Source organism: Pseudomonas sp. LAP_36 (assembly GCF_019456785.1).
In the GTDB taxonomy this organism is placed as follows: domain Bacteria; phylum Pseudomonadota; class Gammaproteobacteria; order Pseudomonadales; family Pseudomonadaceae; genus Aquipseudomonas; species Aquipseudomonas tritici.
The window spans coordinates 16,041-31,541 of sequence record NZ_JAHZMS010000004.1 but is presented as its reverse complement, the minus strand read 5'-3'; the positions used below and the strand labels follow the sequence as shown (position 1 = coordinate 31,541).

Annotated in this window: 12 protein-coding genes, 3 tRNA genes and 1 riboswitch; of the genes, 1 reads left to right on the top strand and 14 read right to left on the bottom strand. The window is 59.6% G+C overall.

Annotated features, from left to right (window positions below):
* Positions 1-7: 7 nt before the first annotated feature.
* The 8 genes from mgtE to ltaE all read right to left on the bottom strand — a co-directional run bounded on the left by mgtE (position 8) and on the right by ltaE (position 7,748).
* Positions 8-1,453 carry a magnesium transporter gene (gene mgtE, locus JBO08_RS14850; RefSeq protein WP_065873997.1) on the bottom strand — a complete coding sequence of 482 codons (1,446 nt, stop codon included), beginning with the start codon at positions 1,451-1,453 and terminating at the stop codon, positions 8-10.
* Positions 1,454-1,792: 339 nt separating this feature from the next.
* Positions 1,793-1,869: transfer RNA gene (locus JBO08_RS14845), tRNA-Arg, on the bottom strand.
* 72 nt (positions 1,870-1,941) lie between these two features.
* Positions 1,942-2,018, bottom strand: a tRNA-Arg gene (locus JBO08_RS14840).
* A gap of 108 nt (positions 2,019-2,126) precedes the next feature.
* A tRNA-Ser gene (locus tag JBO08_RS14835) sits at positions 2,127-2,217 on the bottom strand.
* Between the two features lie 62 nt (positions 2,218-2,279).
* Positions 2,280-2,468, bottom strand: coding sequence for a carbon storage regulator CsrA (csrA, locus tag JBO08_RS14830; RefSeq protein WP_003175645.1), 189 nt, complete (start codon positions 2,466-2,468; stop codon positions 2,280-2,282).
* 173 nt (positions 2,469-2,641) lie between these two features.
* The gene (locus tag JBO08_RS14825) at positions 2,642-3,883 is read right to left on the bottom strand and encodes an aspartate kinase (RefSeq protein ID WP_065873998.1); all 1,242 of its coding nucleotides are present in this window, start codon (positions 3,881-3,883) and stop codon (positions 2,642-2,644) included.
* Between the two features lie 95 nt (positions 3,884-3,978).
* Positions 3,979-6,597: an alanine--tRNA ligase gene (gene alaS, locus JBO08_RS14820; RefSeq protein WP_065873999.1), complete on the bottom strand. Its 2,619-nt coding sequence runs from the start codon at positions 6,595-6,597 to the stop codon at positions 3,979-3,981.
* Between the two features lie 146 nt (positions 6,598-6,743).
* Positions 6,744-7,748 (bottom strand): low-specificity L-threonine aldolase, encoded by a 1,005-nt coding sequence (gene ltaE, locus JBO08_RS14815; protein ID WP_220074846.1) that lies wholly within the window; start codon positions 7,746-7,748, stop codon positions 6,744-6,746.
* A gap of 190 nt (positions 7,749-7,938) precedes the next feature.
* A riboswitch (FMN riboswitch) is annotated at positions 7,939-8,108 on the top strand.
* A 96-nt stretch (positions 8,109-8,204) separates the two neighbouring features.
* Here ltaE and JBO08_RS14810 point away from each other — a divergent pair.
* Entirely contained in the window at positions 8,205-8,714 is a 510-nt protein-coding gene (locus JBO08_RS14810; RefSeq protein WP_065874001.1) for a 6,7-dimethyl-8-ribityllumazine synthase, read from the top strand.
* A 315-nt stretch (positions 8,715-9,029) separates the two neighbouring features.
* Here JBO08_RS14810 and astE read toward each other — a convergent pair whose 3' ends face one another.
* The 6 genes from astE to aruF all read right to left on the bottom strand — a co-directional run bounded on the left by astE (position 9,030) and on the right by aruF (position 15,368).
* Positions 9,030-10,034: a succinylglutamate desuccinylase gene (gene astE / locus JBO08_RS14805; protein ID WP_220074847.1), complete on the bottom strand. Its 1,005-nt coding sequence runs from the start codon at positions 10,032-10,034 to the stop codon at positions 9,030-9,032.
* A gap of 11 nt (positions 10,035-10,045) precedes the next feature.
* Complete coding sequence (locus JBO08_RS14800) at positions 10,046-10,336, bottom strand: hypothetical protein (protein ID WP_003214319.1); 291 nt, start codon at positions 10,334-10,336, stop codon at positions 10,046-10,048.
* Positions 10,337-10,360: 24 nt separating this feature from the next.
* Complete coding sequence (gene astB, locus JBO08_RS14795) at positions 10,361-11,707, bottom strand: N-succinylarginine dihydrolase (protein WP_065881346.1); 1,347 nt, start codon at positions 11,705-11,707, stop codon at positions 10,361-10,363.
* A 97-nt stretch (positions 11,708-11,804) separates the two neighbouring features.
* The gene (gene astD, locus JBO08_RS14790) at positions 11,805-13,274 is read right to left on the bottom strand and encodes a succinylglutamate-semialdehyde dehydrogenase (RefSeq protein ID WP_175403033.1); all 1,470 of its coding nucleotides are present in this window, start codon (positions 13,272-13,274) and stop codon (positions 11,805-11,807) included.
* Positions 13,271-14,296, bottom strand: coding sequence for an arginine N-succinyltransferase (gene astA, locus JBO08_RS14785; protein WP_065874005.1), 1,026 nt, complete (start codon positions 14,294-14,296; stop codon positions 13,271-13,273). Before astA ends, astD begins: the two co-directional genes overlap by 4 nt.
* A 52-nt stretch (positions 14,297-14,348) precedes the next feature.
* Positions 14,349-15,368: an arginine/ornithine succinyltransferase subunit alpha gene (gene aruF, locus JBO08_RS14780; protein ID WP_027607766.1), complete on the bottom strand. Its 1,020-nt coding sequence runs from the start codon at positions 15,366-15,368 to the stop codon at positions 14,349-14,351.
* Positions 15,369-15,501 lie beyond the last annotated feature (133 nt).

Sequence of the window (15,501 nt, the reverse complement as noted above, 5' to 3'; positions counted from 1 at the left end):
GATGGAATCAGAGCAGGAATATCGTCGCCAGGCCCAGGAAGATGAAGAAGCCACCACTGTCGGTCATGGCTGTGATCATCACGCTGGCACCCATCGCTGGGTCGCGTCCAAGACGGGCCAGGGTCATGGGGATCAATACCCCCATCAGGGCCGCCAACAGCAGGTTGAGGGTCATGGCAGCAGTCATCACCACGCCAAGCGACCAACTGCCATAGAGCAAGTAGGCCACCACACCGATCACCCCACCCCACACCAAACCGTTGATCAGGCCCACGGCCAGCTCTTTGCGCAACAGACGCGATGAGTTAGCCGTACTCACTTGGTCCAGCGCCATCGCGCGCACGATCATCGTGATCGTCTGGTTGCCGGAGTTGCCGCCAATACCGGCCACAATCGGCATCAACGCGGCCAGGGCTACCAGCTTCTCAATGGAGCCCTCGAACAAGCCGATCACACGCGAGGCGATAAAGGCGGTAACCAGATTGACCGCCAGCCAGGCCCAGCGGTTACGAAGCGAGCGCCAGACCGACGCAAAGATATCTTCCTCTTCACGCAAACCCGCCATGTTGAGGACTTCAGTTTCACTCTCTTCACGAATCAGGTCGACGATCTCATCGATGGTCAAACGGCCAATCAATTTGCCGTTCTTGTCGACCACCGGCGCCGAGATCAAGTCATAACGCTCGAACGCTTGCGCCGCGTCGTAGGCATCTTCATCCGGGTGAAAACTCACCGTATCGCTGGCCATCAAATCCGCAACCATCTTGTCCGGATCATTGACCAGCAGACGCTTGATCGGCAGTACACCCTTGAGAATGCCTTCGTAGTCGACCACGAACAGCTTGTCGGTGTGACCAGGCAGCTCTTTAAGCCGGCGCAGGTAGCGCAGGACCACTTCCAGGCTAACGTCTTCGCGGATGGTGACCATCTCGAAGTCCATCAGCGCGCCGACTTGATCCTCATCGTAAGACAACGCAGAGCGCACGCGCTCGCGCTGTTGCGTGTCCAGCGCTTCCATCAGCTCATGGACAACATCACGTGGCAGCTCGGGGGCAAGGTCAGCCAGCTCGTCGGCGTCCATCTCCTTGGCCGCAGCCAGGAGCTCGTGGTCGTCCATGTCGGCGATCAGGGTTTCACGGACTGAGTCAGATACTTCGAGCAGGATGTCGCCGTCACGATCAGCCTTGACCAATTGCCAAAGGGCCAGTCGGTCATCCAGCGGCAGGGCTTCGAGAATATAGGCGACGTCGGCGGAGTGCAGGTCATCGAGCTTGCGTTGCAGCTCGACGAGGTTTTGCCGATGGACCAGGTTTTCGACCAAGTCGTTATTCGGACCATCCTGGCGGTGCGTAAGGTCTTCGACCACGCGCTGGCGCTGCAGCAGCTCGATAACTTGAGCCAAGCGATCCTGCAGGCTGTCTTGTGTTTTTTTCTTTACTTCTACTTCGGTCATAGGCGAACTCCACTCCCAGCAGCGGGGCACGCCGGAAGGATCAATCAGTCAATTCATGATTGGTAAAACGGGGTACTGAGTAACTACTGGGTAAGTCCATGGAGGTATTCCACAAGCCCCGGCGGGGCTGACGGGCGCAATGATACACCGCCCGGCCACTTTAAACGTTAAAAAACTGGAAAGAACAAGCGCTTGCGAGCCAAAGCTAAGCATTGGCTGCATCTATGAACTGCGACGACGCAGTGTGGAAGGAAAACACATGAGAGAGGAGAAAAAGAACAAATCCTACACAAACCCCAGACGGCAAAAAGCCCGCACTAGGCGGGCTTTTTGTTTGTATGGTGCACTCGACAGGATTCGAACCTGTGACCGCTCGGTTCGTAGCCGAGTACTCTATCCAGCTGAGCTACGAGTGCAGATTGTGTTTTTAGACCAGATCACAACTGGTTGTAACCGAATCACCTGCATTGCTGCAACTGACTCTTAAATGGTGCACTCGACAGGATTCGAACCTGTGACCGCTCGGTTCGTAGCCGAGTACTCTATCCAGCTGAGCTACGAGTGCATTTGTTGCCGCGCATTATAGGCCGTTCAATCTCTATGTAAAGCTATTTTTTCGAGTAATTTCAACAACTTACCGAAAAAACCAGATTGCAACGTACTAAGCAAATAATGGCGGAGAACGGGGGATTCGAACCCCCGACACCCTTTTGAGGTGTACTCCCTTAGCAGGGGAGCGCCTTCGGCCACTCGGCCAGCTCTCCGCAACACGGGGCGTATATTAACCACGTTCATCCCCGTTTGCAAACATAAAAAACGATAAAAATTAAAGGCTTGGTTCTTCGTCCTTCTCTTTCTTGATCCGCAGGTAGATTTCCTCGCGGTGCACCGCTACCTCTTTCGGAGCGTTAACCCCGATACGTACTTGATTGCCTTTGACGCCGAGCACGGTCACGGTGATTTCGCCATCACCGATAATCAGGCTTTCTGCGCAACGACGAGTCAGAATCAACATACCTTTCTCCTCACGCATTTCAGTTCAGGAACAACAGTCTGCAAAAAAAAGGCATTCGACCTACAACCCAAAAGCCGTAGCCCTACCACCTAAGTATTGTCGAGCCCACGCAAAAGAACATGCGCCCTACAAAAAATGAAAGGCGCGGTAAACCGCGCCTTTCTGGCACTGCATCACTCGCCCTGTCGGGCCGGAGCGTCCAGCTCAAAAGCGGTATGCAGCGCACGTACAGCCAGTTCCAGGTACTTCTCTTCGATCACCACCGAAACCTTGATTTCGGAGGTGGAAATCATCTGGATATTGATGCTTTCCTTGGCCAGGGCCTCAAACATACGGCTGGCAACGCCGGCATGGGAACGCATGCCCACACCCACGATCGACACCTTGGCAATCTTGGTGTCGCCGATCACTTCGCGGGCACTGATTTCCTGCGCAGTGTTCTGCAGGATCCGTTCCGCCGCATCGTACTCGTTGCGGTGCACGGTGAAGGTGAAATCGGTGGTGTTATCGTGCGAAACGTTCTGCACGATCATGTCGACTTCGATGTTCGCGCCGCTGATAGGGCCCAGGATCTTGAACGCCACGCCCGGGGTGTCTGGCACGCCACGGATGGTCAGCTTGGCTTCATCACGGTTGAAAGCGATACCGGAAATGATTGGCTGTTCCATGGATTCCTCTTCATCAATAGTAATGAGGGTGCCCGGACCCTCTTTGAAGCTGTGCAATACGCGCAGCGGAACGTTGTACTTGCCGGCAAACTCCACCGCGCGGATCTGCAACACCTTGGAACCAAGGCTGGCCATTTCCAGCATCTCTTCAAAGGTGATCTTATCCAGGCGCTGAGCCACGGACACCACACGCGGATCGGTGGTATAGACGCCATCCACATCGGTGTAAATCTGGCATTCATCGGCCTTGAGCGCCGCCGCCAGCGCCACGCCGGTGGTATCTGAACCGCCACGCCCGAGGGTGGTGATATTGCCCTGCTCATCCACACCCTGGAAGCCCGCCACAACTACCACGCGGCCGGCTTTCAGATCAGTACGAATTTTCTGATCATCAATTTGCAGGATGCGCGCCTTGGTATGCGCGCTGTCAGTGAGGATACGCACCTGGCTGCCAGTGTAGGACACCGCCGGCACACCGCGCTTATTCAGCGCCATGGCCAGCAAGGCGATGGTCACCTGCTCGCCGGTGGACACGATCACATCCAGCTCACGCGGGAGCGGCTGTTGATCACCACTGATTGCCTTGGCCAGATCGATCAGGCGATTGGTCTCGCCGCTCATGGCCGACAGCACCACCACCAGGTCGTCGCCAGCATCGCGGAACTTCTTAACCTTGTCGGCCACCTGCTCGATTCTTTCGACAGAGCCGACCGAGGTGCCTCCAAATTTCTGTACGATCAAAGCCATTTCTAAGCCGCCTCAGCCCGTAAAGGGGCGCCTGATAACCAATCAACCAGCACCGAACCAGCCCGCGACTAGACCACGGGCTGATTAACAGTGCCTTAAATACCTGCCTCGACAAACGGCACGGTCAGGGCCAGGGCTGCGTCCAGGGCGCCAGCGTCTACACCACCGCCTTGCGCCATGTCCGGACGACCGCCGCCCTTCCCGCCCACTGCCGCGGCGGCTTGCTTCATCAAATCACCGGCCTTGAGTTGGCCAGTCAGGTCCTTGGTTACACCGGCAACCAGAACGACCTTATCCTCATGGACACCGCCGAGCAGGATCACTGCGCGGCCGAGCTTGTTCTTCAACTGATCGACCAAGGCCAACAGCGCCTTGCCGTCCTGACCGTCCAGGCGCGCAGCCAACACTTTCACATCCTTGACGTCCACCGCAGAAGCCGACAAATCGTCGCCCGCCGCACTGGCCGCCTTGGCCTGCAACTGCTCCAGCTGTTTCTCCAGCGCACGGTTGCGCTCCAGCACAGCGGACAGCTTGTCGATCAGGTTGTCACGGCTGCCCTTGACCAGGCTGGCCGCTTCCTTGAGTTGTTCTTCAGCCGCATTGAGGTAGGCCAGGGCCGCAGCGCCGGTGACGGCCTCGATACGACGCACACCGGACGCCACCCCCCCTTCGCTGATGATTTTCAGCAGGGCGATGTCGCCGGTACGGTTGGCGTGGATACCGCCACACAGTTCCACAGAGAAACTGCCGCCCATGCTCAATACACGCACGTTGTCGCCGTACTTCTCGCCGAACAGCGCCATGGCGCCTTTGGCCTTGGCGGTCTCGATGTCGGTTTCTTCGGTTTCTACCGCGGTGTTCTTGCGAATCTCAGCGTTGACGATGTCTTCCAGGGCCTTGATCTGCTCGGGCTTGATCGCTTCAAAGTGGCTGAAGTCGAATCGCAGGCGCTGGCTGTCGACCAACGAACCTTTCTGCTGGACGTGCTCGCCCAGTACCTGGCGCAGCGCGGCGTGCAGCAGGTGAGTGGCCGAGTGATTCAACGCCGTCGCATGGCGTACATCGGCATCGACCTGAGTGTCCACCGGCGCACCGACCGTCAAGTTGCCCAGCACCAACACACCGTGATGCAGGAACGCACCGCCGGTCTTGGTGGTGTCGCGCACCTCAAAACGGCCGGACGTCGAACTCAGGAAACCACAGTCACCAATCTGGCCACCCGACTCGGCGTAGAACGGCGTCTGGTCCAGGACCACAACCGCCTCTTCGCCTTCACTCAACACGTCGACCGACTTGCCGTCTTTATAGATGGCAACGATCTTGGCAGCGCCAACGGTAGCCTTGTAACCGATGAATTCGGTAGGCACGTCAACCTTGACCAGGGTGTTGTAGTCCAGGCCGAAGGAACTGGCGGAGCGGGCACGCACGCGCTGGGCTTCCATCTCACGCTCAAAACCGGCCTCATCAATGGTCAGCTCACGCTCACGGGCGATGTCGGCGGTCAGGTCCATCGGAAAGCCATAGGTGTCATACAGCTTGAACACCACATCGCCAGGCACCACGGTGCCTTTGAGTTCAGCCAGGTCCTGCTCCAGGATTTTCAGGCCGTGTTCGAGGGTCTTGGAGAACTGCTCCTCCTCAGCCTTGAGCACGCGCTCGATATTGCTTTGCTGCTGCTTGAGTTCCGGGAAGGCTTCGCCCATCTCGGCAACCAGTGCGGCCACGATTTTGTAGAAGAAGCTGCCAGTGGCGCCCAGCTTGTTACCGTGACGGCAGGCGCGACGGATGATACGGCGCAGCACATAGCCACGGCCTTCGTTGGATGGCAACACACCGTCGGCGATCAGGAAACCGCAGGAACGGATGTGGTCAGACACCACCTTGAGCGAAGACTGGCTTTCATTGGCACAACCAATGGCCGCGGCCGACGCGCTCAACAAGTTGGTGAACAGGTCGATTTCGTAGTTGGAGTGAACGTGCTGCATCACCGCACTGATCCGCTCCAGGCCCATGCCGGTATCCACCGACGGCGCAGGCAGCGGATGCAACACGCCATCGGCGGTGCGGTTGAACTGCATGAACACGTTGTTCCAGATCTCGATGTAACGGTCGCCGTCTTCTTCCGGCGAACCCGGTGGGCCACCCCAGATGTCGGCGCCGTGGTCGTAGAAGATCTCGGTGCAAGGGCCACACGGGCCGGTATCGCCCATGGTCCAGAAGTTGTCGGAAGCGTACGGGGCGCCCTTGTTGTCGCCGATGCGAATCATGCGCTCGACGGGCACGCCGATTTCCTTGGTCCAGATGTCGTACGCTTCGTCGTCCGTGGCGTACACGGTTACCCAGAGTTTTTCCTTTGGCAGCTTCAACACGCCGGTCAGGAAGGTCCAGGCGAACGTAATCGCATCTTTCTTGAAATAGTCACCAAAGCTGAAGTTACCCAGCATTTCGAAGAACGTGTGGTGGCGGGCGGTGTAGCCCACGTTTTCCAGGTCACTGTTCTTGCCGCCGGCACGCACGCACTTCTGGCTGCTGGTGGCGCGGGTGTAGGCGCGCTTTTCCTGGCCCAGGAAGCAGTCCTTGAACTGGTTCATCCCCGCGTTAGTGAACAGCAGGGTTGGGTCATTGCCTGGGATCAAGGAGCTGGAGGCGACACGGGTGTGACCTTGCTCTTCGAAGAAGCGAAGGAAGGCTTCACGGATTTCTGCGCTTTTCATTAGGTTCTTCCACGGAGGCTGCGGCCAAAGGCCAATGCGCAACATCATCAGACGGAGCGACGGCAAAGGGCCGCATTATATCGGCCCTTTGCCGGGGGTACAGCGTGTTTATACGATTGAAAGGTTCAATTAGACGGTCTGCACGCTCATTTGCGCGAAAACTCGACGAATGCCTGCACGACTTGCTCGATCTGCGCCCGGCTGACATCCATATGCGTGACCATGCGCAGGCGCGGTGCAGTGCTCAACTTGATCCCGCGCTCGGCGGCAAAAACCTTCAAGGCTTCGGCCCGATCACCGATCTGCACGTAGACCATGTTGGTCTGTACCGGCTCCACTTCATAACCCACTTTGCGCAGCTCATCGCCCAGCCATTGGGCGTTGGCGTGGTCGTCGGCCAGGCGCTGCACCTGGTGGTCCAGCGCATACAGCCCCGCCGCCGCCAGGGAACCGGCCTGGCGCATGCCGCCGCCGACCATCTTGCGCAGGCGCCTGGCCTTGGCGATCAACGCCGTGGAACCGCACAACACCGAGCCAATCGGCGCGCCAAGGCCCTTGGACAGGCACACCGACACCGAATCAAAGTGCTTGGCAATCTCGCGCGCCTCCACGCCCAGCTTGACCGCTGCGTTGTAGAGCCGTGCGCCGTCCAAATGCAGGGCCAGGCCCTGTTCACGGGTGAATGCCCGCGCCTTCGCTAGGTAGTCCAGCGGCAATACCTTGCCTTGCATGGTGTTTTCCAGCGCCAGCAGGCGCGTGCGGGCGAAATGGAAGTCGTCCGGCTTGATCGCCGCCAGCACTTGATCGAGGTCCAGGGAACCATCTGCCTGCACGTCCAGCGGTTGCGGTTGGATCGACCCCAACACCGCTGCGCCGCCACCTTCGTATTTGTAGGTGTGGGCCTGCTGGCCGACGATGTATTCCTCGCCACGCTCACAGTGAGCCATCAACGCCAGCAGGTTGCTCATGGTGCCGGTGGGCACGAACAGCGCAGCGGCAAAGCCCAGGCGCTTGGCCAACTCGGCCTCCAGACGATTGACGCTGGGGTCTTCGCCATACACGTCATCGCCGCTGACAGCAGTAGCCATGGCGTCGAGCATGCCGGGAGTGGGTTGGGTCACAGTGTCGCTGCGCAGGTCAATCACGGACATGAAACAAGCCTCCAGGGGTTCAGTAAGTTCTTTTTGTGAATGATTACTGCGGGCAAAGCCACGGAATATCAAGCCCCCGCTGCATTCAATCGAATACCAACCAAACAAACCGATATAGCTTATCGATACAGCGATCGTGCAGTTTGCGAAAAACCGTGTTAAAAACTCTCCGCCGCCAGAGTTCTGGTGGCAACGTTCTCAGGGCGGGGTGCAATTCCCCACCGGCGGTAATTACACGCAATGTGTATAGCCCGCGAGCGCTTGGCGCCTCGAACTGCTCACGCAGGACGGCGACAAGGTCAGCAGACCCGGTGTGATCCCGGGGCCGACGGTCATAGTCCGGATGAAGAGAGAACGGGATTGGCACCTAAGGGCCGCGCACGAAGTGTGCTTGCGTACCCTTAAATCCCATTCGATTCATAACGCCCTGTTTTTTTCTTAAACAGGAGTCAGAACATGCAACCCACTGCGATCGACAGCAAAAGCAAAAACCATCACGGCGAGCGCGTCGCGTTTATCCAGGCCTGCTGGCACAAGGATATTGTCGACCAATCGCGCAAAGGCTTCCTCGCCGAAATGATCGCCCAGGGCTACCAGGAATCGGATATTGATTTCTTTGAAGTCGGCGGCGCCTTTGAAATGCCCCTGCACGCCAAGCTGCTGGCCAAGACCGGCCGCTACGCCGGTATCGTCGCTGCTGCGCTGGTGGTGGATGGCGGCATCTACCGTCACGAATTCGTGGCCCAATCGGTCGTCAGCGGGTTGATGCAGGTGCAGCTGGAAACTGAAGTGCCGGTGTTCTCGGTATCGCTGACACCGCATCACTTCCATGCGGGCACTGAGCACCACACCTTTTTCTACGAGCACTTCGTGCACAAAGGCCAGGAAGCGGCGCGGACCTGCGCCGATACGCTGCATAAAGTGCGTGCGATCCGTCGCAGCGAGCCGCGTGCTGTAGCGGTCTAAACAACACCGCCAGGCCCAGCCTCAGAGCTGGGCCTGTGTGGGAGCTGGCTTGCCTGCGATGGCATCGCCTCAGCGTCACTGACGGACCGAGTTGATCCTATCGCAGCATAAGTATCTACACATCTTGAGCGAGCCCTCTGCGTAGCAGCTGTCGAGCCCTGGCGAGGCTGCGTCAGCGGTGTGTCAGACAGACCGCAAACGCAGCTTCGCCAGGGCTCGACAGCTGCTACGCACTATCACATTGAAAATGTGTAGATGCCTGTGCCTATCGCAGGCAAGCCAGCTCCCACATTTGATCGCGGTGGACCTTTAGATTCAGACCAAACCAGCGTCCGTCGTCGGCACAATCAATATCCCTGCCCGCAAGCCATTCTTCACCTTGGGGTTGGGAAAGATGATGCGCGCGCCCTCCTCCTCGATCACCCAACGGGTCTTGGCCACGTCTTCGGCCAGCAGATAGCCCTTTTCCAGCTCCGAAAAGTTTTCCACATCCGTCGGCAAGTGCATCAGGAAGGCATCGCTGTGCTTGATCACTTCCCGCGCAACGGCGAACAGCTTCAGGCCGTCGAGGCTATCGGTCTCAGGCTCGGTGCCTTCGATGATCTGCTTGAGGCGGGTTTCCAGGCGCGACACGTCCACACCCTGGTTCTGCCCGAACGGTCGCGCCTTGCCCAGTTCCAGCGTGAAGGCCTCGGCTTCCAACTGCTCGTAGGTAAACGCGGTGAAGGTGATCGAGGTTTTGTTCTGCAACAACACCGCTTCCATGCCAGCGGCACGCAGCCGTTCCAGCTCACTACGAGCGTGCTGGCGACCTTCCTTCCACGGATACAGGGCGAACTGCTCGATCTTTGAGCCGCGAATGGCCGTGTGCAGGTCGTAATGCAGGCGCGAACGGTCAGGCACGCTGAAGAAGCTGCGGGCCAATTGCTCAAGCTCGGCGGCACGCATGGCTTCAGGGCCGATGTTTTTTTCATGACGGCCGTTGAACAGCCGGTTGACGTCCAGTTCGAGGTAACGCTCGCCGCGGCGCATGGCCTCGGGGTTGCCGAACAGGAACAGAATACGATTGCGGGGTTTGATCTCCCCACGGGCGATGCCATGCAACAGGCGGTCGAGCAGTTCGATCGGCGCGGTTTCGTTGCCATGGATGCCGGACGACAGCAGTAAGTCCCCGCCTTTGTCCTGGGCTTGCGGCGGGCGCACTTCAAGTGCGCCCTCGCTGAGCCAGCGCATTTGCACGCCGTCGACGGTCAGTTGAATTTTTTGCGCCGGTTCACGTCCGGCGAGGGTCAGTTCAAGCAGTTTGCCGAGGGCGAGCATACGCAGCTTCCTTAGTGGTTGCAGCCTGGGCCGTGGACGTGATCGTCGTCATCACCTTCAACGTCGGCCGGTTCCATTTCCAGTTGCAGGCTCATCAGGTTGGTGGCCAATGGGCGCATCAGCAGGTTGGCGTATTCGGCGTCGCCTTCTTCCACGTCTACGCCGATCAGCAGTTGGCCACGGCCGTCGTGCTGAATCCAGATTTCCTTGCCCTGCCAGACCACAGCGACGCGGGTGCAGGAGGTTTCCAGCTGGGTGCCGTCGGTGTCTTCAAGGATCAGTTTCAGGGTGTCGGTGGTCATAAAATAACTCTCAGCCATGCGGCATTAATTGATCTGGAAAGGATAAACCGAGCCCAGTTTAAGGATTTGCGTCAGTTCATCCAATGCCGTCCGGCACTCCAGCAGCAATTGCGGGTCAGCCAGGTCGGTTTCACGCAGGCTGTCGCGGTAGTGCTTGTCGACCCATTGGGTCAGGGTTTCGTACAACGGTGCAGTCATGATAACGCCTGGATTCACCGCCGCCAGTTCGGTTTCGTTCAAAGCTACGCGCAAGCGCAGGCACGCCGGACCACCGCCGTTCTGCATGCTTTGCTTGAGGTCGAAGACGTTCACTTCGCGAATCAGCCCGCCGGAAGCCGTGAGGCCTTGCAGATAGTGCCAGACGCGTTCGTTGGCGCGGCACTCTTCCGGCACGATCAGCAGCATTGAGCCGTCGGCACGGGTCAGCAACTGGCTGTTGAACAGGTAGGAACGCACTGCGTCCTCGACGCTGACCTGGGCGCGGGGCACGCAAACAGACTGGAAGTTGCCGCCCAACTTGCCCAGTTTGCCTTGCAGCTCGCCAAGCATCTGCTCGGTATTGAGGAATGCGTCCTCGTGATAGAACAACACTTCACCGTTGCCCACCGCGATCACATCGTTGTGGAATACACCGGCATCAATCACCGCTGGGTTCTGCTGGGCGTAGACCACGCCCTCATCCTTCAAGCCGTGCAGGCGTGCGACAGCCTGGGACGCTTCAAGCGTCTGACGCGCCGGGTACTTCTGTGGCGCCGGGTAGCGGGGGTCGAACGCACTGCGACCGAACACGAAAAACTCAACGCCGGCCTCACCGTATTCACGGCAGAAGCGCGTATGGTTGGCCGCACCCTCGTCGCCGAACTGCGCCACCGCCGGCAACGCAGCGTGGTGAGCGAAGTGCTTTTCATCGGCAAACATCGCGCCCAGCACACGGCTGGTGGTCGGGTGTTCGATGCTGCGGTGGTATTTGCAATTGAGGTTGGCAGCAGTGAAATGCACGCGGCCGTCGGCCGTATCAGCGCTCGGGCTGACGGTGGCGGCGTTGGCTACCCACATGCTCGACGCCGAGCAGCTCGCGACCAGCAAAGGCATTGCCTGCTTGGCCGCCTGCTGAATCACCTGAGCATCGGTGCCGTTGAAACCAAGGTTGCGCAAAGCGGCCACGTCCGGGCGCTCCTGCGGCGCAAGCACGCCTTGCACAAAGCCCATGTCCATCAGGGCTTTCATTTTTTGCAGGCCCTGCAACGCCGCTTCCTTGGGATTGGAATGCTGCTGGCTGTTGCTCTGGGACGCGACGTTGCCGAAGGACAAACCGCCGTAGTTATGGGTCGGCCCCACTAGACCGTCAAAATTGACTTCATAGGATTTCATCGGCGAGGCTCCACGAACATCTGTTTTTATAGGCAATCTTCAGCACACCACAGGTCTTTATCTGTGAACCCGCTCCCACACTCGATAGGTGGCATCTTTAGCTCAGCGTAATGCCGGGGGTGAGTGTGGCTGGAACAACCAAGTCAGGCGTTTCCAGCGACGCCACCGGGTACGCACAATAATCCGCCGCGTAATACGCACTGGCGCGGTGGTTGCCCGACGCCCCTACCCCGCCGAACGGCGCGGTACTGGCGGCGCCGGTCAGCTGTTTGTTCCAGTTGACGATGCCCGCGCGGCTTTCCAGCCAGAACTGCTGGTAGCGTGCCTCAGAATCCGACAACAAACCCGCGGCCAGGCCGTACTGGGTGTTGTTGGCCTCGACAATCGCCGCTTCAAAATCAGCGTAGCGGATCACTTGCAACAGTGGGCCAAACAGTTCTTCGTCTTCACGCTCGGTCACGGCCGTCACATCGATGATGCCTGGGGTCAGCAAGGCGGCCTGATCCTGAGGCTGAGTCATTTCCAGCAACGCCACAGCGCCGTTGGCCAGCATCAGCTCCTGGGCGTCCATCAAGGCTTTGGCGGCGCCGAGGGAGATCACCGAGCCCATGAACGGCGCCGGTTGCTGGTCAAACGCACCCACTTCAATCGTCGCGCTGACCGCCACCAGGCGCGCCAGCAACGCATCGCCCCAGGCGCCTTCTGGCACCAGCAAACGGCGGGCACAGGTGCAACGCTGGCCGGCGGAGATAAACGCCGACTGAATGATGGTGTAGACCGCCGCGTCCACATCGGCCACTTCGTCGACCACCAGCGGGTTATTGCCGCCCATTTCCAGGGCCAGGATCTTGTCCGGGCGCCCAGAGAACTGCTGGTGCAGGTGATTGCCGGTGCGGCTGGAGCCGGTAAAGAACAACCCGTCGATGCCTGGGTTGGCCGCCAGCGCGATACCGGTCTCCCGCGCGCCTTGCAGCAGGTTCAGTACACCCGCCGGCAACCCGGCGTCGATCCAGCACTGCACGGTCAGCTCGGCGACTTTAGGGGTCAACTCGCTCGGTTTGAACAGCACAGTATTGCCCGCCAGCAAGGCCGGGACGATATGCCCGTTCGGCAAGTGGCCAGGGAAGTTGTACGGACCGAACACCGCGACCACGCCGTGAGGTTTGTGACGCAATACAGCGGTGGCGTCGCCCAACGGGCCGCTCTTCTCGCCGGTACGTTCGCGGTAGCTTTGCACCGAGATCGCGATCTTGTTGGCCATGCTGGTGACTTCGGTGGCCGATTCCCACAGCGGTTTGCCGGTTTCTTCGCCGATGCAACGGGCGATTTCATCGGCGCGGCTTTTCAGGGTGGCGGCGAAGGCTTCCAGCACGCTGATGCGTTCTTCCAGCGGGCGCTTGGCCCACGCAGGGAATGCCTGGCGCGCGGCCTGCACGGCGGATTCGACCTGCTCGATGGTGGCGCCATTGCCGGCCCACAGCACTTGCTGGGTCACCGGGTTGCGCGATTCGAACAGTTCACCCTGGCCGGCCAGCCAGCTCCCTGCGATATACAGCGAATTCATTATTTCGACTCCCGGGCAGCGGACAACGGTACGGCACGCACTTGATCACCGGCGATCAGCTGCAGGCGCTTGGCGGTGAGCGGATCGACCACCAGGGTGCCTGCCGCCAGCCGCGCGGGGGCGGCGGTGATGCGGCAATCGTCGCGTTTACGGTTATGGATCAGGAACGGGGTGGCATCGTCGCCGGGCGTGCCGATCGCCAGCACCAGCGCTTCGCTGTCGCGGACCGCGCGGATCTTACTGGTCTCGCATTCCACCGCAGGGCCGGCATCGAAGATGTCGACATAGCCCTGGTAGCTGAAACCTTCACTCTTGAGCATGCTCAGCGCAGGTTCGGTGTCCGGGTGGACCTTGCCGATTACGTTGCGTGCGTCTTCCGACAGGAAGCAGCTGTACAGCGGAAACTTCGGCATCAGCTCGGCGATAAACGCTTTGTTGCCCACGCCGGTGAGGTAATCGGCCTGGCTGAACTCCATTTTGAAGAAATGGCGGCCCAGGCTTTCCCAGAACGGCGAGCGTCCGGCGTCGTTGGACACACCGCGCATCTCGGCAATGATCTTGTTACCGAACAGTTGCGGGAATTCAGCGATAAACAGCAAGCGCGCCTTGGCCAGCATGCGGCCGTTGAGGCCGGTGCGGTAATCGGCGTGCAGGAACAACGAGCACAGCTCGGAATTACCGGTAAGGTCGTTGGCCAGGAACAGCGTCGGAATCTCGCGGTAGATATTCAGCTCCTGGGAAGCGCTGACCGTCAGGCCGACCCGGAAGTTGTACCAAGGCTCACGCAGGCCGACAGCGCCGGCAATGGCGGAAATGCCCACCACGCGGCCTTCGTCGTTTTCCAGCACGAACAGGTAGTCGGCATCGCCGCGCCCGGCGTCGCCGCGAAAGGTTTTTTCCGCCCAGCCAACCCGGTGGGTCAGGCGCTCTTCGTTGGCCGGCAAGGTGGTGAGACCGGTGCCGGTGCTGCGCGCCAGATCAATCAGGGCCGGTAAATCGCTGCTGCGTACGGGACGAACGATCATGCTATCTCCTCAGACGGGCCGCCTGCTTCAGGCCACCCGCGAAACTCTGCTTTTAAACCGCTACCAAGCGCACGCTTGCGCCTTCGCCGACGCCCAAGGCCTCGGCGGCTGCCAGGTCCAGGGTCACCGGTTTGCCGGGCGCATAGTCCAGTTCCAGCATCACCGCACGGTAATCCTGCAACTGCGCGTTGCTCACCAGGTACTGGCGGCCCACACCCTTGGCCATTTCGCCGATCTTTACCGGCACCACGCGGCTCTGGGCGATGGAGCGAATGCCCGAGACCCGCGCATGCAGCGTCGGGCCACCGTCGAAGATGTCGATGTAGTGGTCGGTCTCGAAGCCTTCACGCATCAGGATGTCGAAGGTGATCTGCGCACGCGGGTGCACCTGGCCCATCGCCTCTTGGGCTTCGTCCGGCAGCAGCGGCACGTAGATCGGGTAGTGCGGCATCAGCTCGGCGAGGAATGTACGGCTTTTCAGCCCGCACAGGCGCTCGGCGGCAGCGTAGTTGAGGTCGAAGAAGTTGCGGCCGATGGCGTCCCAGAACGGCGAATCACCGTTCTCGTCGCTGTAGCCGACGATTTCGGTCACCACCGAGTCGGCAAAGCGCTCGGGGTGGCTGGCGACAAACAGCAAGCGGCCACGGGAGTTGAGTTCCGACCACGGCGAACCGACCAGTTCCGGCACCACGTAGAAACTGGTGAGCAGGCTGTTGCCGGTGAGGTCATGGCACTGGGAAAGCACGTGGATCTTATTGTGGATCTTCAGCTCGCGGGAGGCGTGCACGAAGGTCTCGTTACGGAAGCTGTAGAACGGCTCCGAGTAACCGGCCGAGGCGACGATGGCCGAGCAGCCCGCCAGCTTGCCGGTCTCGGTGTCCTCCAATACGAAGAAATAGCTTTCTTCACCGTTGAAACTGACCTCGGCGGCGAAGGACGCTTCGCTGGCAGCGATCTTGTCGCTCAGGCGTTCCACATCATCCGGCAAGGAGGTGACACCAATCGGGCTGTCCGCAGCCAGACGCTGTACCTCGCCCAGATCAGCCATTTGCGCGGGGCGCATCACCAGCATGGTGTCACTCCTTAACTCGAAAACTTCATAGAGGGAAAAATGCCGGACACGAGATCTGAGTTCACATACATCTCGATATGCAAGCAGATCCATGTGGGAGCTGGCTTGCCTGCGATGCAGGCAACTCGGTCTG